Raw genomic sequence first — 20,712 nt, forward strand, 5'->3', positions numbered from 1 at the left:
AGGATAACGCCCATCGCGTTGCCGTAGCCGTAGCGGTACAGCTTGAAGGCGGTGTAGTAGATGTAGTACATGATGGTGTCGGTGGAGTGCTTGGGACCGCCGGACGTCAACAGCTGGATCAGTGCGAAGCACTGGAAGGAGTTGATGGTGGTGATGACCAGAATGTACAGCGTGGTGGGCATGATCTGCGGCCACTTGATCTTCCAGAAGGCCTGCAGCTTGGTGGCACCGTCCACCTCGGCGGCCTCGACCAGGGACTGGTCCACGTTGCCCAAAGCCGAAACATACAGCACGATGGGCTGGCCGACCGATGTGGTGAGCAAGATCAGGATAATGCACGCCAGCGCATAGCGTTGGTCACCCAGCCAGTTGATGTTCTGGTCCAGGATACCCATCGACTTGCCCAGATAGTTGAAGATGCCGTAGTAGTTGTTGAACATCCACTTCCACACGACGGTAACGGCCACAGAGCCGGTGACGACGGGCAGGTAGAAGATGACACGGAACAGCGACGTGGCCCACGGGGGCATGTTGACGATGGCGGACGCCACCCACAGCGAGAAGATGCAGGTGATAGGCACCGACACGACAACAATGATCAGCGTGTTGCGCAAAGCGCCCAGAAAGACTGTATCCTGGAACAGCTCTACATAGTTGGCAAGGCCGACAAAGACATCGGCGCGGTTCATGGTCGAGTCAAAAAAGCTGGTGAACACGCACATGAACATGGGGTAAATAACGAAGCCGACGAAGAAGATCAGGCTGGGCAGCAGGAACAGGTAACCGGCGATGGTCTCCTGCCGGACAAGCGCACGGCTCATCTTGGGCTCGCTCTTTTTGGCAGCTGCAGAAATTGCCAAGAGGATCGCTCCTTTCCGATTTTCATGAAAAGCGGCGTCCCACCGCTGCGTTTCTGTCAGAGGTCGGACGCCGTAGGTTGGCTGCAAATCTTAGGGTTTAGGAAGCACTGGCGGCTGCGTTGGCAGTGGTGCAGAAATCGGTGACGGCGGTGGTGATATCCTCGTCAGCGCCGACCTGCTGCAGCATGTTCCACCAAGCGGTACGCGCCTCGGCCCAGCCGGGGGTAACCTGGTAGTAGTCGCCCAGATAAGGCATCAGCTTCTGGTACTCGTTCATGATCTCGTCATCGGCGTAGACGTCGGACAGAGACTTCTTGACGGAGAAGTAGCTGGAGGTGGTAACGGCCTTGGCAGTTTCCTCAGAGTTGGCCATGAAGTTGATGAAGTTCTTGGCAGCGGCGATCTTGTTCTCGTCGCCGTTGTTGAAGATGCCGAAGCCCCAGATGCCGCCCTGCAGAGCAGGCTCGCCGCTCTCGGAGGGGAAGCCCATGAACAGGATCTCGTCGCCGCTGTTGGTGGTGCCGGCAGGGCCGTTGTCAGAGTTCTTCTGCTGGGCAATGTTCCAGCAGAAAGCCATCTGCAGGGTGCCGTTGCGGAACAGGGTGATCTCCTCGCCGCCGTTGATGGAAGCGTCGAAGTTGATGCCGTCCTGCGCCTTCAGGGTTTCCAGCGCCTTGATGTTCTCGGCGGAGTCGGCGGTGTACTTGGTGTGGGCATCATCGGTGAAGGTGCCGCCGTAGAGGTTGTTGACGAGAGCGCGGGTGCCCTGGTCGCCGCCCTGGCCGCTGCAGTAGATGGCGCCCACGTCGGTCTTGCCGGAGTCGTAGACGGCCTGAACAGCCTTCAGGAAGTTTTCGGTGGTCCAGGTGTGGTTCTCGGCGTCGACGTACTGCATCGCGCCGGCAGCCTCAAACACGGTCTTGTTGATGGCCATGCAGTGGGCGGTCATGCACAGGGGGAATTCGTAGTAAGCACCGCTGGAGTCCTTGCAGGCGCTCTCGACGCTGGCGCTGATGTCGGCCTTCTGGTCGTCGGTCCACAGGTCGCTCAGGTCGACCATCAGACCCTTGGCACCCCAGTTGGCAACCAGGCGCTCGGGACCTTCCATAACGAGGTCAGGGGCAGAGCCGCCCTCGATGGCGGTGTTGACCTGGTCGTCGCCGTTGGTGTAGTCCAGATACTCGACGGTCACATGGATGTCGGGGTACTTGGCGTTGAAGTCGGCCAGCAGAGCGTCGACGGACTCGGAGTCGCCCCATTTGCCGATGGGGTAGGTCCACAGGGTGATGTCGGCGGACTCACCGGTGGCAGCCTCGGCAGCGGCAGAGGATGCGGGGGTGCTTTCCGCGGGGGTGGAGGCTGCTGCGCTGGAGGAGGCGGCGCCGCCGCAACCAACCAGCAGGCTGGCGGCCATACCGGCGGCCAGCAGAGCGGATACTTGCTTCTTCATAGTGGTTCTCCTTCTTTTGCCTTTCGGCTTTTATGAGGGGTCGCTTGCGTCTGCGCCCCTCGTGATGTCTCTATTTTAGAAAATTTATTTCATTTTGTCCAGATGTGAAATACACAAGAAAATTCCTGTTTTGTGTACAGGTTGCACAAATTCCATGCGTTTCGGGGGAAATTTGGGTGGTAAGTGCAAGAAATGTCCGCTTTCGGCGGCAAAACAGCCCCGCAGGCGGGGCTGTGCCAATGGTTACAAAAAGAAAACAATTTCCAAGCAGAGTGGTTACGGGCACCGCTGCCGCGCGGTGCCGCCCCGATGACACACCCTTGCGAGCGCCGCAGCCGCGCCCGCACAGGCCGGGATCTTTCTGCCGCATGGCATAAATTCGTGCGCTGTATCGTTTTTATGCTGCCTATCCGCCTTGCGGTGCGGCGCAAAGCGGCTGCCTGTGCGGGATGTTGCCGCGCTGCCGCTTTAGTGCAGTGAAACAGATTTTTCATTTTGGGAAAAAATGTGCAATGACCGCGTACAACGGGCATTTTGTGCGCCAGACAAAGCAAAGTTGTACAAAAAAACAGGCTTGGAAATGGCATTTCTGCCTATTGCCAGCCTTTTGGGGAACCGTTATAATAGAAGGAAAGAAATATCTTTTCATTTCCTGAGAAAAGAAAGGAACCCGCATCATGAACTATGAAAATATTAAGGAGCGCCGCGTCCTCTGCTTCGGTGACTCCAACACCTACGGTTACGATCCTGCCCGCGACGGCCGCTACGGCCTGGAGGAGCGCTACCCCACCGTGCTGCAAAGCCTGCTGGGCGACGACTGGCGCGTTGTGGAGGAAGGTCTGCCCGGCCGCACCGCCGTGTTTGATGACCCCATCACCGAGGGGATGAACGGTCTGCGCGTCATCACCCCCATTTTGATGAGCCATGCCCCGCTGGACACCGTGACCATTATGCTGGGCACCAACGACAGCAAGGAGCGTTTCGGCTGCAATTCCTACCTGATTGCCCAGGGCATTGTGCGCTTGGTCAAAAAGGCGCTGACGACCGAATGCTGGCGCGACAACACCCGCCCCGATGTGCTGGTCATCATGCCGCCGTGCATCACAGCGGAGTACGACAAGCTGATGTTCCGCGACGCCATGGGCACCGGCTGCCACGAGCGCTGCGCCGACATTGCCGCCCAGCTGGAACCGATGCTGCGGGATATCCCCGGTGTGCGCTTTCTGGATGCCAACACCCTGCCGGGCGCAGGCTGCTCGCCCGTGGACGGTATGCACATGACCGCCGAGTCCCACATGGCTCTGGCGCACGGCCTGTACAAAGAACTGACCGCCACGGTGTAAGCCCTATATAATTCAGTAGAAAGGACCCCCCATCATGGTAGAACAGACCTTTTGGGAGATGCTGCGAACCAAGCGCGACAGTTTGACGAAATCCGGTGCCATCGTGGCCGATTACCTGATGCAGCACGCCGAGGACGCGCAGTATCTATCCATCTCCTCGCTGGCCAACGAGTGCGGCGTGGCGGAGGCAACGATTTTCCGCTTTTGCCGTTCGCTGGGGTTTCAGGGCTATAACGAGATGAAGATCGCACTGGCCAAGGCCACCGCCACGGCCACGCCGACCGCCGCCAAGCTGGAACCCGGCGCGGACACCCAGCTTCTGATCACCCACGCCTACAACACAGCCGTGGAGGCACTGAACGGCACCCGCAGTATGCTGGACGCCGAGGCCATTGACCGCGCCGCCACGCTGCTGCAGCGCGCACGGCAGGTGTATTTCTTTGGCCAGGGCGGCAGCCAGGTGCTGGCCGGGGATATCTGGGCGCGGTTCTCGATGCTTTCGACAAAATTCCGCACGGCGGGCGACAGCCACATGCAGGCCATCACCGCCAGCCTGATGGGGCCGGAGGACGTGATCTTGTTTATCTCCTACTCCGGCTGCACCCGCGACATGATGGACACACTGCACCTTGCCAAGGAAAACGGTGCCAAGGTGATTTTGGTCACCCATTACGCCGACGCCCCCGGTGCCGTGCTGGCGGACGTAGTGCTGCTGTGCGGCGCCAAGGAAAACCCGCTGGATTCCGGCAGCATACCCGCCAAGCTGGCCATGCTGTTTGTGGCCAATGTGCTGGTGCTGCGCTACACGCTGGACAACCAGGAGCTGGCGAATTTGTCGCTTTCCCGCACCAGCCAGGCGCTGGGCAGCAAGCTGCTGTAAGCGTGCTGCGCGGCAAAACGCCCCGATACCGGCGTGCCAAAAAACCGTATTCCTTGTTTATGGAATGTGTAGGGGCGACCATGGGTCGCCCGCCAACTTGACGCAGCATCGCGTTTTCCGAGGCAGTTTTTTTTACAAGGCAAACGGGCACGGGCGAGCAATGCTCGCCCCTACAAGAGTTTTTCGACAGTTTGTAGGGAACGGTCTTGACCGTTCCGTGCTGCCTCGCCAAAAGCACGACTCTGCGAGAAAACCGCGCGCCGTTCGGCGCGATTTTATGCGCTGCGCGCAGCCAGATGTGCGGATGGGTCAAGACCCATCCCTACAAATTTTCCGGTAACAGGCTTTTTCGACAAAAAAACGCGCAGGGGCGGAAATTCCGCCCCTGCGCGTTTCTTCATTTTCTTTAATCGTGCCGGATGGCTTCCAAGGCGCTGATCTTGACCGCCTTGTTGGCAGGCACGATGCCCGCCACAAAGCCCACGACGGTGGCAAACACCAGCGCACCCAACACCAGCCACGGAGGAATGACCGAAATCGTTGTGCTGCTGGCGCCGTAATACATACCGCCGCCCATAATGCCGGAAATATCAATGTTGCCGTCCTGACCCAGCACACCCAAGATGGTGGATATGTTGTTCAGCACCAGGCTGGCCAGCAGGCTGAACGCCACGCCCAGCACACCGCCCAAAAAGCCGATGCAGGAGCTTTCCAGCAAAAACATCGTGCGGATATTTTTCAGCTCGCACCCCAGCACCTTCATGACGCCGATCTCGCGCGTGCGCTCGTAGATGGCCATCGTCATGGTATTGATGATGTTGATGGCCGCCACCAGCAAAGAAACCGCCGCTACACCGCCAAAAATCATCTGGCTGCGCATCGTCTGCTTGTTCATTTCCTCGCGCTGCTGGCTCATGGAGTAGGTGTTGCTGTAGCCCAATTCGTGGATAGCTTCCTCGACCTCGGGCACGTTTTTCAAATCGTCCACCTTGACGTAGACCTGCTGGTAGTTCTGCTCGTTCGTGGTGATGCGCGCCATCTTGTTATAGATACCTTCCAGCATTTTCAAATCCGCCACGCGCATGACAAAGCCGCTGTCGGTAAAGTAGCCCTTGGCGTAGTCCTGCTGCAGAACGCCGACGATCTCCAACTCCCACGTCTGGCTCTTTTGGCTCGACCCCTCGCCGTAGGAGAGGGTCAGCGTCATCTTGTCCTTGTCGATGTCCACAAACGGGGGCAGCGGGTTGCCCTTGGCGTCGGTCATACCCTGCCAGCGGTACCGTTTGGAGCTGTTTTGGCTTTTGCGGGTATCCTCAAAGCCGTAGCCCGCATTGGCACCCACCAAGATGGGAATTTTGGTGGCCTTGCTGTTGCCGCCGCCCTCGGGCAGCCACTTGCCGCTTTGCAGGGCAAAGCCCATCGGCTCCAGCGCCGCCGGGTCGATGCCCACCACATTGTACAGCTGGGTCTGGTAGCGGCCGTTTTTGCCGGCGGCGATGGTGCCGTTTAAGTTGTACGCCTCGGCGTAGGCGGTGGCGGCCACCACATGGTCGATTTTTTTGAAGCTCTCGATGGCGGCGTCATCCAGATGGATGGTCTTGCCGTTGGCATCCACCAATGTGCCGTAGCCGTAGACCTGCACCTGCGTCAGGTCGCCCCAGCTTTGCAGCATTTCGTCGTTGGCCTGCGTCTGCGCGATGCCCAGCGAGATCATAAGCACCACCATGCAGGTGCCGATGACCACGCCGATGAGCGTCAGCGCGGTACGTCCCTTGCGGCGCGCCAGATTGCGGGCCGACAGGGCAATTTCGTCAGATATCTTCATCGTTGTCCTCGGCTTCCAGATTTGCCAGTGCCTTGGCCTTCTTGCGTTTGCGCACCACGACCACGATCACCACGACCACGGCCACGCCGCCCAGAACGATCAGCGCCCAGCCCCATACGGGCAGGCCGGTCTGCTGGGATTCGTCGGGCATGGGTTCTTCCATGCCGGGGTCCATGCCGCCCCACGGGTCGGAGTATTCCTCGGCGGTGGCGGTAAAGTCCTTGCTGACGGTCTGGATCTTGCCGTTGGCGTCCTCGTAAGACAGGGTGATGGTGCCGGAGATGGTACCGGCGGCATCGGGGGTGATGTCAAAATCCACGCTGCCCTCGCTGCCTGCGTTCAGGTTGCCGAGGTACTGGTAGCTTTCGTTGCCAATGTTGGTGCCGGTCAGGCGGGCTTCGAGGTTGCCCAGCTCACGCTTGCCCTTGTTGACGTAGGACAGCGTGACGCTGGCGGTGTCACCGACGTTGACGGTGTCCTGCATTTCCAGCTTACCGACCTCAAAGCGGTTGGGCTGGGTGACGGGGACGGAAACGGTAAACGGGGTGGAGGTGGCAGCCGTGCCGGAATCGGCGCCCGTGCCGGTCAGCGTGACGCTGATATCGGCCACGGTACCGGCAAAACCGGCGCTGGGCAGCACATTGAAATTGAGGGTTTTGGTGGTCTTGGGGGCCAGCGTACCGACGTACTGGGTCAGGCTGCCGCCGCTTAAAGAAACATTTTCGGGCAGGTTCAGGGTGACGATGACGTCGTTGAGGTTCTCGTTGCCGTCGGTGGCGTAAATGCCGAGGGAGAGGGTGAACTCCTCACCTGCGGTGACGACCTCGCCGTAGCCGGAGGTGCGCACCATCAGGGAGGGGGTCTTGGCGTTCTCTTTATCGGCCAGGATGCACTGACCCAGCGTCAGGCTGATGGTCTGGAACGGCAGGGTGGTGCGGTTGTAGCTCAGGTTGATGGGCAGCGTCTGGGAGGTGCCGTTGTACACAACGTCGCGGAACAGCAGCGTGTAGCTGAGATAGTCGCTCTCGGCCACAAAGCGGCCCACCTCACCGACGCCGGTGTAGGTGAAATCGGTGGTGTTGAAACGGGCGGTGATGGTAGAGGCCGTGATGTCGTTGCCGTCCACGTCCTTGGCGCCGAAGGCGCTGTAATCGGCAATTTGCAGCACAACGTTGATGTGGTCGCCCTTGTTGACGGTGGTCACCTCGCCGCCGGCCACATTGGTGACCGCGTAGGAAACAACGGCCACGTCACTGCGGGTGGGGGCAGCGGACGGAGACGGCGCGGGGGTCGCTGCGGGTTCCCCCTCGGCAAAGGCGGGCACAGCCAGGGCAAAAACCAGGCATACAGCCAAAAGTACAGTCAGAATACGTTTCAAAGTAGGTTCCTCCGTTTATGTTTACTTTTCCTTGGCGGCGTCACCGCCGATGGCAAGATCCCCTTGTAGATCGGCAAACAGGGCGTCGCGGTTGCGCTGCTTGGTGGCGGCGTCCTGCACGATGCTGGACTGCACCTTGCCGTCCAGGATCGTCACGATGCGGTCGGCGCAGTTCGCCAGCTCCGGCTCGTGGGTGACCATGACAAAGGTCACGCCCTGATTTTTGGAAAGCTCCAGCATACGGTACAGCACCTGCTTGCTGGTGCGGGAGTCGAGGTTGCCTGTGGGTTCGTCGGCAAAAATGACCTTGGGGTTGCTGACGAAGGCGCGGGCAATGCCCACGCGCTGCTGCTGACCGCCGGACATTTCGGTGGGCAGGTGGTTGGCGCGGCCCAACAGCCCCATGCTTTTCAGCTCGGCGCGGGCGCGGCGCAGACGCTCTTTTTTGGAAACGCCCTTGAACATCAGCGGCAATGCGACGTTTTCGGCGGCGGTCATCGTGGGCAGCAAATTGTAGCTTTGGAAGATAAAGCCCAGATGCTCCTGCCGGAAGCGCGCCAGCTCGGTTTCGGTCATGGCGCTGATCTCGTGCCGACCGATGAACACCTTGCCCTTGGTGGGCTTTTCCAGCCCGGCAAGCTGGTTCAGCAGCGTGGATTTGCCGCTGCCGGATTGGCCGACGATGCAGCAGAACTCGCCCTTTTCTATGTTCAGGTCGATGTTGTTCAGCGCGACGACTCGTTCCTTGCCCACCGCATAGACCTTGCGCAATTTCTCGGTATGGATGATGGGTGCCAAGTTTGCGCCCCCTTTCCCTCATTGTACGATATAGGGTAAGTATACCATACCGCAGCGCAAATTACCAGACAGAAAGTTGTAAAATATCGAATTGTGGGGGCGGAAAAGCCTTCCCCTTGGGGGGAAGCCACACGTCAGCCTGTCGGCTCGTCCGTGCAGCAATCTCGGCGGGGCGGCTGCGGGGCGCAGCAGCTGCGGCAGGCACCGTTTTTGATATACGCCTGTATATCGTCAAAAATCGGCATCAGGGCCTGCCCGTCCGCCGTAAGGCGATACTCGACCCGCGGGGGAACCTCGGCGTAATCAATGCGCTGCACCAGCCCGTCCGCCGCCAGCTCCTTGAGCTGGTTTGTCAGCATTTTGTGCGTTATGCCGTCCAAAAGTCGGCGCAGCTCGCCGTAGCGCAGCGTACCGTGCGCGCCCACCATAAACAAAATGCGCATTTTCCATTTGCCGCTGATTTTATCCATGACCTCTTCCATTTTGTCGCAGCCGACATCGGCATAGCGGCAGTTGCAGCTTGCGTTGGGATGCATTGCGTTTTCCTCCTTTGGGGTACTTTCCAAAAAGTGCGTACTTGTCAAAATCGACCATAGGTTTATACTAAATATAAACCAAAATTTCCTGTTTTTCAACTTGTTCCGCGGCGCGGTTTGCGGTACAATAGAACTATGCCAACCGCTGCGCTGTGCGCAAATATCAATACAAAAGGAAACAGACGTATGATCGACAAAATTTTTGAGTATCTGCAAAATTCCCCCTCGCCCTACCACGCCGCCGCCACCGCCGCCGCGTGGCTGGACGCCGCCGGGTACACCCGCCTGGAGGAAGCCGATTTCTGGAACCTGGAACCCGGCAGGGGCTACTATATCACCCGCAACAATTCCGCCGTGATCGCCTGGCGCGTACCCGCCCATGCCATCGGCGGGTGGCGCATCACCGCCAGCCACAGCGACTCGCCGTCGTGGAAGATCAAAACCGACACCGTGGAAAACGACGGCTCCCGCCGCCTGAGCGTCGAGGGCTACGGCGGCATGATCATGTCGACCTGGCTGGACCGCCCGCTGACCGTGGCGGGCCGCGTGATGCTGCGCACAGCCGACGGCCTGCAGACCCGCCTTGTCCACCTGGACCGCGACCTGCTGGTCATCCCCTCGCTGGCCATCCACATGCAGCGCGACATCAACAAGGGCCACGCCTACAACCCGCAGGTGGACATGCAGCCGCTGTGGGGCCCTGCGGGCAGCCGCACCCTGACCGACCTGATTGCCGAGGAATTAGGCGTATCTGCGCAGGATATTCTCGACACCGACCTGCAGCTTGTCACCCGCCAAGCCCCCTGCTTTGTGGGGCCTGACCGCGAGTATTTTATGGCGCCGCGCATTGACGATTTAGAGTGCGCCGCCGCCACCCTGCTGGCATTTCTGGACGCCGCGCCCGACTGCGACAGCAGCTGCGCCCCCGTCTGGGCGCTGCTGGACAACGAGGAAGTCGGCTCCGGCACGCGGCAGGGTGCCGCCAGCCGCTTTATGCGCGACGTGCTGGACCGCATTCTGGACGCCGTGCCGCACAGCGCCCAGGCCATGCACCGCGCCATGGCCAACAGCTTTTTGCTGAGCGCCGACAACGCCCACGCCACCCACCCCAACTTTGCCGCCAAGTCCGACCCCTGCGCCCCCGTGCGCTTGGGCGGCGGTGTGGTGCTGAAATACAACGCCAGCCAGAAATACACCACCAACGCCATCAGCGGGGCGGTGTTCCGCGCCGTCTGCGAAAAGGCGAACGTGCCGGTGCAGGTGTTCACCAACCGCGCCGACGAGCCGGGCGGCAGCACGCTGGGCAACCTGCAAAGCCAGACGCTGCCCATCCCGATGGCGGATATCGGCTGCGCCCAGCTGGCGATGCACAGCGCCGTGGAAACCGCCGCCGTGTCCGACGCCGAGGCGATGGTCAACGCCGTGTCCGCCTATTACCGGGTGCATCTGCGCGCCTTGGCAGACGGCACCTATACCTTAGAATGACCGCCGGACGCTATGCCCCCAGCCCCAGCGGGCGGATGCACCTGGGCAACCTGATGTGCTGCCTGCTGGCATGGCTGAGCGCCAAAAGCAAGGGCGGGCAGGTGCTTTTGCGCATTGAGGATCTGGACGCCGTGCGCTGCCCGCGCGTGTACGCCGATGCCATTATGGACGATCTGGCGTGGCTGGGGCTTGCCGCCGACGGCCCGACCCCGACCGTCTACCAGAGCGAGCGCAGTGAGATTTATCAACAATATTACGATATTTTGTTGAAAAAGGGGCTTGTCTACCCCTGCTTTTGCAGCCGCAGCCAGCTGCATGCCGCCAGTGCCCCCCACCGCAGTGACGGGCAGGTGGTGTATGCGGGGACCTGCCGCGGGCTTTCGGCCGAGGAAGTTGCCCGACGCAGCTTAACGCGCGCCCCCGCATTTCGTGTGCGGGTGCCGGACGAGGAAATCGCCTTTACCGACGGGCATTTGGGGCGCTATGCCGAAAATTTAGCCCGCGACTGCGGCGATTTTTACCTGCGCCGCGCCGATGGCGTGTTTGCCTACCAGCTGGCGGTCGTGGTGGACGATGCCCTGATGGGCGTGACCGAGGTGGTGCGCGGCAGCGATTTGCTGAGCAGCACCCCCCGCCAGCTGTGGCTGTACCGTGAATTGGGGCTGACCGCGCCGCAGTTTTACCACCTGCCGCTGCTGCTTGCCCCCGACGGACGCCGCCTGAGCAAGCGCGACGGCGACCAGAGCCTTGAAAACCTGCGCGCCCGGTATACCCCGCAGGAGGTTATCGGGAAACTGGCGTATGTATGCGGTTTGCAGGACACCCCCGCCCCGGTTTCACCGCAGGAGCTGGTACCGGGATTTTCTTGGGATAAGGTGCCGAAGCAGGATATCCTGCTGCCGGAAGGGCTGTTTTAAATGAATAGATAAAAGATAATAGATAATAAATAAGGTACGCCGCTGCGCGGCGAAAAAATTATGACACCGCCGTTTCGTCTATTTTGGTTTGCGCCCACGGCGCAAACCCCACCTTATTTATTATCTTTTATCTCTTATCTTTTATCTTGAATTATCTCTTATCTTTTTTGATTACGAGGTGCTTTCCATGACCCAGCGTTACGATATTACCGGCATGAGCTGCGCGGCGTGCGCCGCCCATGTCGAAAAGGCGGCGTCCGGCGTTCCCGGTGTGCAGACGGCGGCGGTCAGCCTTTTGACAAACTCCCTGCAGGTCACGGCGTCCGATGACGCGGATGCCGCCGCCCTGCAAAAAGACATCTGCCGCGCGGTCGATGCCGCCGGGTACGGTGCTGCCCCCGCCGCCGCGGGCGAGCCGCTCGATTTGACCGACACCGAAACGCCCCGCTTAAAGCGCCGTCTGGTGCAGAGCCTGTGCTTTTTGGTGCCGCTGATGTATGTTTCCATGGGGCATATGGTCGGGCTGCCCCTGCCGCCCTTTATGCAGGGTCACGGCAGCGGCGCACTGGTGTTTGCGCTGGTGCAGCTGGCGCTGACCCTGCCCGTCTGCGTCATCAATCGGGACTTTTTTGTTTCCGGCTTTAAGGGGCTGGCAGCCCGCGCCCCCGGCATGGACGCACTGGTCGCCATGGGTGCGGGGGCATCGCTGGCTTACGGCGTGTTTGCCATCGTTATGATTTCTGTCGGGCTTAAAAATGACGATATGGCGCTTGTTATGCAGTACCGCCACGACTTGTATTTTGAGTCCGCCGCCATGATTCTGACCTTGATCACCGTGGGCAAAACGCTGGAAGCGTACAGCAAGGGCAAGACCACCGACGCGCTGAAGGGGCTGATGAACCTTGCCCCGCAGACCGCCTGTGTGCTGCGCGACGGCAAGCAGGTGACGCTGCCGGTGGCGGAGGTGGCCGTCGGCGACCTGTTTCTGGTGCGCCCGGGTGAGTCCATTCCCGTGGACGGCACGGTGACCGAGGGTGTTTCCAGCGTGAACGAGGCTGCGCTGACGGGCGAAAGTATGCCGGTGGACAAGTTCCCCGGCAGCAGCGTGAGCGCCGCGACCATCAACCAGAACGGCGCGCTGACCTGCCGCGCCGACCGCGTGGGGCAGGACACCACGCTTTCGCAGGTCATTCGGCTGGTGCGCGACGCCGCCGCCACCAAGGCGCCGCTTGCCAAGACAGCCGATACCGTCAGCGGCATTTTTGTGCCCGTAGTCATGGGCATTGCCGCGGCAACCTTTATCATTTGGCTGCTGCTGGGGCAGACCTTTACCTTTGCGCTGGCGCGCGGCATCAGCGTGCTGGTCATCAGCTGCCCCTGCGCGCTGGGGCTGGCCACGCCCGTCGCCATTATGGTGGGCAGCGGCGTAGGCGCCAAAAACGGGCTGCTGTTCAAAACCGCCGCCAGCCTGGAAACCACCGGCTACACCGACACCGTGCTGCTGGACAAGACCGGAACCATCACCACAGGTGAGCCGACCGTGGTGGAGATCGTGGGGACCCGCAAGGTGCCGGAAAAGTTTTTGCTGAGCATGGCGGCGGGGCTGGAGCTGCGCAGCGAACACCCGCTGGCCCGCGCCATTTTGCAGCGCGCCGAAGCGGACAAAATCAGCTATGCGACCGTCACCCAGTTTGAGGCCACCCCCGGCAAGGGCTTGCAGGGCAAGGTGGCGGGCAAGGTGCTGGCGGGCGGCAACGCGGAGTTTATCTCGGAATTTTGCCCGCTGCCCCGCGATTTGACCGACGCCGCCGACCACATGAGCAAACGCGGCGTTACCCCGTTGTTTTTCTCGCTGGCAGGCAGCCCGGCCGGTGTCATCGGCGTGTCGGACGTGGTCAAAAAGACCTCCCCCGCCGCCATTGACCAGATGAAGGCGCTGGGCTTGAATGTTGTGCTGCTGACCGGCGACAACCCGCAGACCGCTGCGCACATCGGCGCGATGGTCGGCCTGGACGAAAGCCAGATTGTGGCGGGCGTGCTGCCCGCCGGGAAAGAGAGCGAAGTGCGCCGCCAGCAGGCAGGCGGGCGCGTGGCGATGGTGGGCGACGGCATCAACGACGCCCCCGCGCTGACCCGCGCCGACACCGGCATTGCCATCGGCGCCGGGGCGGACGTGGCGCTGGACGCCGCCGACGTGGTGCTGGTGCGCAGCGACTTGGCGGACGTGCCCGCCGCCGTGCGCCTGAGCCGCGCCGTGGTGCGCAACATCCACCAGAACCTGTTCTGGGCGTTCTTCTACAACGCCGTCTGCATCCCGCTGGCGGCGGGTGTGCTTTCGCCGCTGGGCATTTTGCTGAACCCGATGATCGCCTCGGCGGCGATGAGCCTGTCGAGCGTGTGTGTTGTGACCAACGCGCTGCGGCTGAACGCCTTTGACCCGCGCAGCGCCGCGCACGATGCGCCGCCCCGCCGCAAGCCCGCTGCGCCGCAGCCCGCACCCTGCACCGAAAAATGTAACCTACCTACGGAGGAAACTGCCATGAAAAAGACCCTGCATATTGACGGAATGATGTGTTCCCACTGCGAAGCGACCGTGAAAAAGGCGTTGGAAGCGCTGGATAATGTGCAGAGCGCCGAGGTCAGCCACGAGGCGGGCACCGCCGTTGTGACGCTGACCGCCGACGTGCCCGACGCCGCGCTGACCGCCGCCGTACAGGCCAAGGACTACACGGTGACGGGGATCGACGCATGACCGCCCGCCGCCGCTGGCGGTTTTACGGCAGCGTACAGGGGGTGGGGTTCCGCTACTACGCCCGCGCCGCCGCGCTGCATCTGGGGCTGACCGGCTGGGTGGCCAACAACTGGGACGGCAGCGTGACGCTGGAAGCCCAGGGACGCCCCGCCGATTTGGACGCGCTGGTGCCGCTGATTGAGCAGAGCAACCGCTGGGCGCAAATCGACCGCACCGAAACCACCGATTTGCCGATATTGGACCGCGAATACGGCTTTGACGTAAAAAGCGGCGAGTAAACGTGTTTTTTGGATGTGTCCGCGCAGGCGGACACATTTTTATTTTGCTGCGATGTAGGGCGGGGTGTTTTGCGGTTGCCGCAAATTTTCCTGTCAAGTTGTAGGGGCGAGCATTGCTCGCCTGTGCGGTTTTCCCATTAGGTCGATTTGTCGGGATGGCTGCAACGGGCGGCATATATGCCGCCCCTACAAATCAACCCGTTATGTTCATTATACTATACGGTCGCGGGCGGGGCTTGCCCCGCCCCTACCGCGCAAAAGCCTTCCCCCCTTTTTTTGCGCGGATACTTGCGGGTACGGCGAATTCCGTCTATAATAATAGTATATCAACTTTTTTAGGGGGTCACGTTTTGAGCGGGACTTTGTATCTGGTGGCAACACCCATCGGCAATCTGGACGATATGCCGCCCCGCGTGGCGGCGACCTTCGGCGCGGCGGATTTTATCGCCGCCGAGGATACCCGCGTCACGCTGCGGCTTTTGAACCATCTGGGCTTGAAAAAGCCGATGGTCAGCTATTACGAACACGCCCTGCACCACGGCGAGGCGATCTTGCAGCGCATTGAGGCGGGCGAAAACTGCGCGCTGTGCAGCGATGCCGGGATGCCCTGCATCAGCGACCCCGGCGAGCAGATCGTGCGCGAAGCCCACGAGCGGGGCATCCGGGTCGTGCCGGTGCCGGGGGCGTCCGCCTGCGTGACGGCGCTGGCAGCCAGCGGGCAGCCCACCGCCCACTTTGTGTTTGAGGGCTTTTTGCCCGTGCCGAAAAAGGAGCGCCGCGCCCGGCTCGCCTTTTTGCAAAACGAAACCCGCACGCTGATTTTTTACGAAGCACCGCACAAACTGCGCACCACGCTGGACGATCTGGCTGCCACCTTTGGCGGCGGGCGCTCGGTCAGCTTGTGCCGCGAGCTGACCAAGCTGCACGAGGAGATCGTGAAAACCACCTTGGCAGAAGCCGTTGCCTACTACCAGCAAAACGACCCGCGCGGCGAGTATGTGTTGGTGCTGGCGGGCGCTGACCCTGCCGACGCCGAGCCGGACGCCGCCCCCACGTTGGAGGAGGTCGTTGCCGCCGCCCGCGCCTTGCAGGCGGGCGGTATGCCCCCCGCCGCCGCCGCCAAACAGGCCGCCGCCGGGACGGGGTTCAGCAAGGGCGAGATTTATAAAAAAATGGTCAGTGAGGGGTAAAATAAATAAGAAATAATAAAGAATAAATAAGAAAGAATGTGTGCCGCCTGCGGCGGCACATTGCAAAAAAGCTGCCGATTCTTTTCTATGTTTCGCCAAGGGCGAAACTCCGATTTTCTTATTTATTATTTCTTATTTATTATTTGAAATACGGATTCCCTTCCTGTTTATTGCCAACTTTAAGGAGTTACTATGTCCGAAACCACCAAAATTCTGGTCGTGTCCGATGTACACGGTCGGCTGCGGGATCTGCGCTGGCTTTTGCAAAACGAAACCGCCGATGCTATGTTCTATCTCGGCGACGGGTTGTATGACCTGAACGCCGCGCTGACCCTGCGCAAGGAGCCGGTGCCGTACCCCATCTACCGCGTGGCGGGCAACTGCGACGCCGGCTACCCCGACCCCACCGAGGGGCTGGCACCCTTTGCGGGCGTGCTGTTTTTTTACACCCACGGACACCACTACGGCGTAAAAATGGGTACCGACCGCTTGGCGGAATCCGCCGGGGAGCGCGGCGCCGATGTGGCGCTGTTCGGGCATACCCATCGCCGCGCGCTGGTGCGGGGCATCGGCACGGCTGCCACCGTGTTCAACCCGGGCAGTCTGCGCGACGGCGGCAGCTACGGCGTTATCACCGTGACCGACGGCGAATGTCAATTTGGCTGGAAGAGGGTGCCGGAATTTTGAACAGCAACCTGATTTACCTGCCCGAGGTCGGCAGCACCAACGCCTGGGCAAAAGAAAACTTAGACCGTTTTGCCGATGTGGGCGCGGTGTACTCGACCCACCAGACCGCCGGGCGCGGGCGCTTGGGGCGCACTTGGACGGACGCCCCCGGGCAGGGGCTGTATTATTCGGTGGTCATTAAAACGCCGCTGGCGCAGCCCGGCACGCTGCCGCTCTACGCCAGCCTTGCGGTGGCGGACGCCTTAAAACAGCGCTACAGCGTGGATTGCCAAATCAAATGGCCCAACGACCTGTTGCTGAACGGCAAAAAGATCGTGGGCATTTTGTGCGAGATCGCGCCCGACGGACACAGCATTGTCTGCGGCATCGGCTTCAATTTAGCGCAGCCGCAAAGCTATTTTACCGCGCAAAACCTGCCCCACGGCACCAGCCTGACCCTGCAGGGCGTGGCGGTTGACCCCGACACCGACCCCGCGTGGCTGGCGGCGTACCTGACCGAGGTGGGCTTCGGCACCGCGATGGCGGACTACGCCGCGCATGGGTTTGCCCCCTGCCGCGACGCCTACAAAGCCGCCTGCGTCAATTTGCAGCGCGCCGTGACCTACGACGGCGGGCAGGGCATCGCCCGCGACGTGGACGAGGACGGGCGTTTGGTCGTACACGACGACACCGGCGACGTGAAGGTGTTTACCGGCGAGGTCAGTGTGAAGGGAATTTACGGGAAAGTTTGACGGTGTATCAATAAGAAACAACACAAGGGGAGTGCGCTTCGCGCACTCCCCTGTTTCTGTTTGTCAAACCTGTTTTTTTCGGGAAATCACACGATCTTCCTCGACTTATGCACGCCGGTTTTCAGGAACTCGACCCATTCGGCAACGTTGACCGCGTGGTCGCCAAGGCGCTCCAGATATTTGCTGACCATAAACAGATCCAGCGCGGTGGCGGCATCGTTTGGATTTTTAGCGATATACTGTGCAATTTCCTTGCCGATTTTGGCAAACATCGCGTCACATTCATCGTCGGCGGCAACGACCTGCGCCGCCTCGGACAGATCCACCTGCACATACGCGCCGATGGCACGCTTGGTCATCTCCAAGGCGGCGGCGCCCATCTTGTCCAGATCGTCCATCACGCCGACGGCGGCGGCGTTTTCCGGCTCCATATGCAGGGTGATCTCGGCAATGTCGCTGGCGTGGTCCGCCATACGCTCAATGTCGGTGACCATCTTCAGCGCCGTGGACACCTTGCGCAGGTCGGTGGCAACGGGCTGCTGGCGCAAGATCAGCGTCAGGCAGCGATGCTCGATCTCATGCTCGGCGGAGTCGATCTCATTGTCTTGGGCAATGACGCTGCGCGCCAGCTCGGTATCGTGGTTGCGCAGGGCGGTCATGGCGCTTTCGACCGCTGCGCCCGCCGCGTGACCCATCCGCGCCAGCAGGGTATCCAGCTCCAAAAGCTCGGCATCGTAGGCTTTGCGTCTGCTGTACATATTGTCCCCCTCCTTAACCAAAACGCCCGGAGATGTAATCCTCGGTGCGCTTGTCTGCCGGGGTGGAGAACAGGCGCTCGGTGTCGCCCATTTCTACCAGCTCGCCCAGCAGGAAAAATGCCGTCTTATCGCTGATTCGCGCCGCCTGCTGCATATTGTGCGTGACCATAACGATGGTGTATTTTTCTTTCAGCTCCATCGCCAGATCCTCGACCTTGCCGGTGGAGATGGGGTCCAGCGCGCTGGTCGGCTCGTCCATCAGCAGGACTTCCGGCTCGACCGCCAAGGCGCGGGCGATGCACAGGCGCTGCTGCTGCCCGCCCGAAAGCCCGAGCGCGCTCTTGTTCAGGCGGTCCTTGACCTCGTTCCAGATGGCGGCGCTGCGCAGCGACCGCTCGACGATTTCATCCAGCCGCGCCTTGCTGCGGACGCCGTGGGTGCGCGGACCGTAGGCGATGTTGTCGTAGATGGACATCGGGAAGGGGTTGGGCTTCTGGAACACCATACCCACGCGCCGGCGCAGGACGTTGACGTCCATTTTATCCTTGTAGATGTCAATGCCGTCCAGCAGGATATCGCCGGAAATGCGGCAGCTCTCGACAAGGTCGTTCATACGGTTGAGGCTTTTCAAAAAGGTGGATTTACCGCAGCCGGACGGACCGATAAAGGCGGTGATCTGCTTTTCGGGGATGGCCATGTTGATGTCTTTTAAGGCATGGAAGCTGCCGTAGTACAGATCCATGTCGCGGATCTCGAATTTATTCAAAATAGTCCTCCGATTATAAATAATAGATAATAGATAATAAATAATAAATATGGTGTGCCGCCCGCGGCGGCACATTTTTACAACAACGTGCGCCCTTTTTGCGGGCAGTCCGGGGGCGTTTCCTCCGCCCTTGCACGACCTTATAAGGGGGCACTTGGTTTTTAAATGTTCCGCCAAGGGCGGAACTCCTTTTTTATTATTTATTATTTCTTCTTTCTTATTTACATCACTGTTTATTCGCGCTCAATTTCCGTGCCACCACGCCGCTGAAGGTATTGATGACCAGCACCAGCACCAGCAGCACCACGGCGGTGCCGTAGGTCTGGTTGATGTACAGCCCCTCGCTGGAAAGCAGGTACATATGCACCGCCAAGGTGCGGGTGGAGCTGAACACCGAGTTTGCCACCTTGGGCAATGTGCTGGCGGTGTAGATCAGCGCGGCGGTTTCGCCCACGATGCGCCCCGTTGCCAGAATCACGCCGGACAGAACGCCGGGCATGGCGCTGGGCAGCACCACGCGGAACACCGTGCGCAGCTTACCGGCACCCAAGCCGAAGCTGCCCTCGCGGTAGGAATCCGGCACCGCCAGCAGGGCTTCCTCGGTGGTGCGCATAATGACGGGCAGCACCATAATGGCCAGCGTAAAGGCGCCCGCCATCAGGCTGTAGCCCCAGTGCAGCGCATTGACAAAGAACAGCATACCGAACAAGCCGTACACAATGGACGGAATGCCCTGCAGCGTTTCGGTGGTGATGCGCACCAAGCGCACCAGCTTGCTGCCGCGCGGGGCGTACTCCACCAGCCAGATTGCCGCAAAAACGCCCAGCGGCGTGGCAATGACCAGCGAGAAGGCGGTCATAAACAAGGTGTTAATCAGCGCAGGCACCAGCGAAACGTTGTCGGAGGTGTACTCCCACGCGAAAAGCTCCGGCTTGAGGTTGGGGATGCCCATAACCAGAATATACCCGATCAAAAACACCAGCACGGCGGCGGTCAGCAGCGCTGCCAGCCCCACAAGACCCCGCAGCACAGCCGCCTGCACGCGGGCGGCGGTACGGTTTTTGCCGGCGGGCAGCACGGTCTGCACACGCGCCGGGGCGGCGGCGGTGCGGGCATTGGCGGTAACATCAGGCATGGTCGCTGCCCCCTTTCACAAGGCTGAAGCAAAGGTTGATGAGCAAAATAAAGACGAACAGCACCACGCCGGTGGCGATCAGGCTTTCGCGGTGCAGGTCGGTGGCGTAGCCCATCTCCATAACGATGTTGGAGGTCATCGTGCGCAAGCCCTTGAACAGCCCCTGCGGCATCCAGGTCTGGTTGCCCGCCACCATAACGACGGCCATCGTTTCACCGACGGCGCGCCCGATGCCCAAAATAATTGCCGACAGCACGCCGCTTTTTGCCGCAGGCAGCACCGCCGAAAAGACGCTGCGCTCATGCGTGGCACCCAAGGCAAGGCTGCCCTCGTAGTAGCTTTGGGGTACGGCGTCCAGGCTGGTTTTGCTGACCGTGATGACGGTGGGCAGGATCATAATGCCCAGCAGCACGCTGGCGGTGAACAGGCTCATGCCCTTACCGCCCTTGATTTGCAAGACTTGGGTAAAGAACGGCGTTTTGACCATCGCCTGCACGGCGGGCACCAGCACGATCATACCGAAAAAGCCGTACACGACCGACGGAATGCCTGCCAGAAGCTGCACGGCGGGCAGCATAAAGCGGTTAACGCCGCGTGATGCAAAGCGCGACATATACACGGCGGTCAGCACGCCCAGCGGCACACCGACGAGAATGGCCCCCGCCGTGACGTACACCGAGCCGAGGATCATCGGCAGGATGCCGTAAATGTCGCTGCCGGGTTTCCACGTTTTGCCCAGCAGGAACTTGAGCGGACCGATCTCAAACAGCGTAGGTATGCCGTTTGCGAACAGGAACACGCAGATCAGCACCACCGCCGCAATGGACAGGCAGGCGCAGAGGGTGAAAACGAATTTCATCAGGGTTTCGGTGAATTTCATATTTCTCAGACCTTCGGTGAATTTTATATTTATCAGACCTTCGGTGAATTTTATAAGCGGATG

General features: G+C 60.6%; 19 protein-coding genes. 9 read left to right on the top strand and 10 right to left on the bottom strand.

Annotation, left to right across the window (positions count from 1 at the left end; genetic code table 11):
* The coding region (locus Q0I19_RS09860; RefSeq protein ID WP_296023695.1) for a sugar ABC transporter permease at nucleotides 1-821 on the bottom strand (821 nt) is incomplete at its 3' end.
* 136 nt (nucleotides 822-957) lie between these two features.
* A complete protein-coding gene (locus Q0I19_RS09865) occupies nucleotides 958-2,310 on the bottom strand; it encodes an extracellular solute-binding protein (RefSeq protein WP_294761213.1) in 1,353 nt (450 codons plus the stop codon).
* 677 nt (nucleotides 2,311-2,987) lie between these two features.
* Between Q0I19_RS09865 and Q0I19_RS09870 the strand changes: the two genes are divergently transcribed.
* Both Q0I19_RS09870 and Q0I19_RS09875 read left to right on the top strand, forming a co-directional pair.
* The gene (locus Q0I19_RS09870) at nucleotides 2,988-3,653 is read left to right on the top strand and encodes a GDSL-type esterase/lipase family protein (RefSeq protein WP_294761210.1); all 666 of its coding nucleotides are present in this window, start codon (nucleotides 2,988-2,990) and stop codon (nucleotides 3,651-3,653) included.
* A 34-nt stretch (nucleotides 3,654-3,687) separates the two neighbouring features.
* On the top strand, nucleotides 3,688-4,533 hold the full coding sequence (locus Q0I19_RS09875) for a MurR/RpiR family transcriptional regulator (RefSeq protein WP_294761209.1): 846 nt from the start codon (nucleotides 3,688-3,690) through the stop codon (nucleotides 4,531-4,533).
* Between the two features lie 406 nt (nucleotides 4,534-4,939).
* Here the strand turns inward: Q0I19_RS09875 and Q0I19_RS09880 are convergent, their stop codons facing one another.
* The 4 genes from Q0I19_RS09880 to Q0I19_RS09895 form a co-directional block, all read right to left on the bottom strand.
* Complete coding sequence (locus Q0I19_RS09880; protein WP_294761206.1) at nucleotides 4,940-6,358, bottom strand: ABC transporter permease; 1,419 nt, start codon at nucleotides 6,356-6,358, stop codon at nucleotides 4,940-4,942.
* On the bottom strand, nucleotides 6,345-7,736 hold the full coding sequence (locus Q0I19_RS09885) for a hypothetical protein (protein ID WP_294761204.1): 1,392 nt from the start codon (nucleotides 7,734-7,736) through the stop codon (nucleotides 6,345-6,347). Before Q0I19_RS09885 ends, Q0I19_RS09880 begins: the two co-directional genes overlap by 14 nt.
* 21 nt (nucleotides 7,737-7,757) lie before the next feature.
* Nucleotides 7,758-8,534: an ABC transporter ATP-binding protein gene (locus tag Q0I19_RS09890; protein WP_294761201.1), complete on the bottom strand. Its 777-nt coding sequence runs from the start codon at nucleotides 8,532-8,534 to the stop codon at nucleotides 7,758-7,760.
* Nucleotides 8,535-8,668: 134 nt separating this feature from the next.
* Nucleotides 8,669-9,070 carry a winged helix-turn-helix transcriptional regulator gene (locus Q0I19_RS09895; protein WP_294761200.1) on the bottom strand — a complete coding sequence of 134 codons (402 nt, stop codon included), beginning with the start codon at nucleotides 9,068-9,070 and terminating at the stop codon, nucleotides 8,669-8,671.
* Between the two features lie 186 nt (nucleotides 9,071-9,256).
* Between Q0I19_RS09895 and Q0I19_RS09900 the strand changes: the two genes are divergently transcribed.
* From Q0I19_RS09900 to Q0I19_RS09930, 7 genes are all read left to right on the top strand, one after another.
* The gene (locus Q0I19_RS09900; RefSeq protein ID WP_294761198.1) at nucleotides 9,257-10,555 is read left to right on the top strand and encodes a M18 family aminopeptidase; all 1,299 of its coding nucleotides are present in this window, start codon (nucleotides 9,257-9,259) and stop codon (nucleotides 10,553-10,555) included.
* A complete protein-coding gene (gene gluQRS, locus Q0I19_RS09905; RefSeq protein ID WP_294761195.1) occupies nucleotides 10,552-11,472 on the top strand; it encodes a tRNA glutamyl-Q(34) synthetase GluQRS in 921 nt (306 codons plus the stop codon). The genes Q0I19_RS09900 and gluQRS overlap by 4 nt, the downstream gene beginning before the upstream one ends.
* Nucleotides 11,473-11,659: 187 nt before the next feature.
* Nucleotides 11,660-14,224: a heavy metal translocating P-type ATPase gene (locus tag Q0I19_RS09910; RefSeq protein ID WP_294761192.1), complete on the top strand. Its 2,565-nt coding sequence runs from the start codon at nucleotides 11,660-11,662 to the stop codon at nucleotides 14,222-14,224.
* Nucleotides 14,221-14,502 (top strand): acylphosphatase, encoded by a 282-nt coding sequence (locus Q0I19_RS09915; RefSeq protein WP_294761190.1) that lies wholly within the window; start codon nucleotides 14,221-14,223, stop codon nucleotides 14,500-14,502. The genes Q0I19_RS09910 and Q0I19_RS09915 overlap by 4 nt, the downstream gene beginning before the upstream one ends.
* A 350-nt stretch (nucleotides 14,503-14,852) precedes the next feature.
* Nucleotides 14,853-15,692 carry a 16S rRNA (cytidine(1402)-2'-O)-methyltransferase gene (rsmI, locus tag Q0I19_RS09920; RefSeq protein WP_294761187.1) on the top strand — a complete coding sequence of 280 codons (840 nt, stop codon included), beginning with the start codon at nucleotides 14,853-14,855 and terminating at the stop codon, nucleotides 15,690-15,692.
* Between the two features lie 192 nt (nucleotides 15,693-15,884).
* Nucleotides 15,885-16,379 carry a metallophosphoesterase family protein gene (locus tag Q0I19_RS09925; RefSeq protein ID WP_294761185.1) on the top strand — a complete coding sequence of 165 codons (495 nt, stop codon included), beginning with the start codon at nucleotides 15,885-15,887 and terminating at the stop codon, nucleotides 16,377-16,379.
* Nucleotides 16,376-17,110 (top strand): biotin--[acetyl-CoA-carboxylase] ligase, encoded by a 735-nt coding sequence (locus Q0I19_RS09930; RefSeq protein WP_294761180.1) that lies wholly within the window; start codon nucleotides 16,376-16,378, stop codon nucleotides 17,108-17,110. Before Q0I19_RS09925 ends, Q0I19_RS09930 begins: the two co-directional genes overlap by 4 nt.
* Before the next feature lie 86 nt (nucleotides 17,111-17,196).
* Here Q0I19_RS09930 and phoU read toward each other — a convergent pair whose 3' ends face one another.
* The 4 genes from phoU to pstC all read right to left on the bottom strand — a co-directional run bounded on the left by phoU (nucleotide 17,197) and on the right by pstC (nucleotide 20,649).
* Nucleotides 17,197-17,868, bottom strand: a complete 672-nt coding sequence (gene phoU, locus Q0I19_RS09935; protein ID WP_294761178.1) for a phosphate signaling complex protein PhoU — start codon at nucleotides 17,866-17,868, stop codon at nucleotides 17,197-17,199.
* Nucleotides 17,869-17,881: 13 nt separating this feature from the next.
* Nucleotides 17,882-18,634, bottom strand: a complete 753-nt coding sequence (gene pstB / locus Q0I19_RS09940; RefSeq protein WP_366012765.1) for a phosphate ABC transporter ATP-binding protein PstB — start codon at nucleotides 18,632-18,634, stop codon at nucleotides 17,882-17,884.
* A 226-nt stretch (nucleotides 18,635-18,860) separates the two neighbouring features.
* Nucleotides 18,861-19,769, bottom strand: a complete 909-nt coding sequence (pstA, locus tag Q0I19_RS09945) for a phosphate ABC transporter permease PstA (RefSeq protein ID WP_294761176.1) — start codon at nucleotides 19,767-19,769, stop codon at nucleotides 18,861-18,863.
* Entirely contained in the window at nucleotides 19,762-20,649 is an 888-nt protein-coding gene (gene pstC / locus Q0I19_RS09950; protein ID WP_294761171.1) for a phosphate ABC transporter permease subunit PstC, read from the bottom strand. Before pstC ends, pstA begins: the two co-directional genes overlap by 8 nt.
* Nucleotides 20,650-20,712 lie beyond the last annotated feature (63 nt).

The organism is uncultured Gemmiger sp., assembly GCF_934561205.1.
Lineage (GTDB): Bacteria > Bacillota > Clostridia > Oscillospirales > Ruminococcaceae > Gemmiger.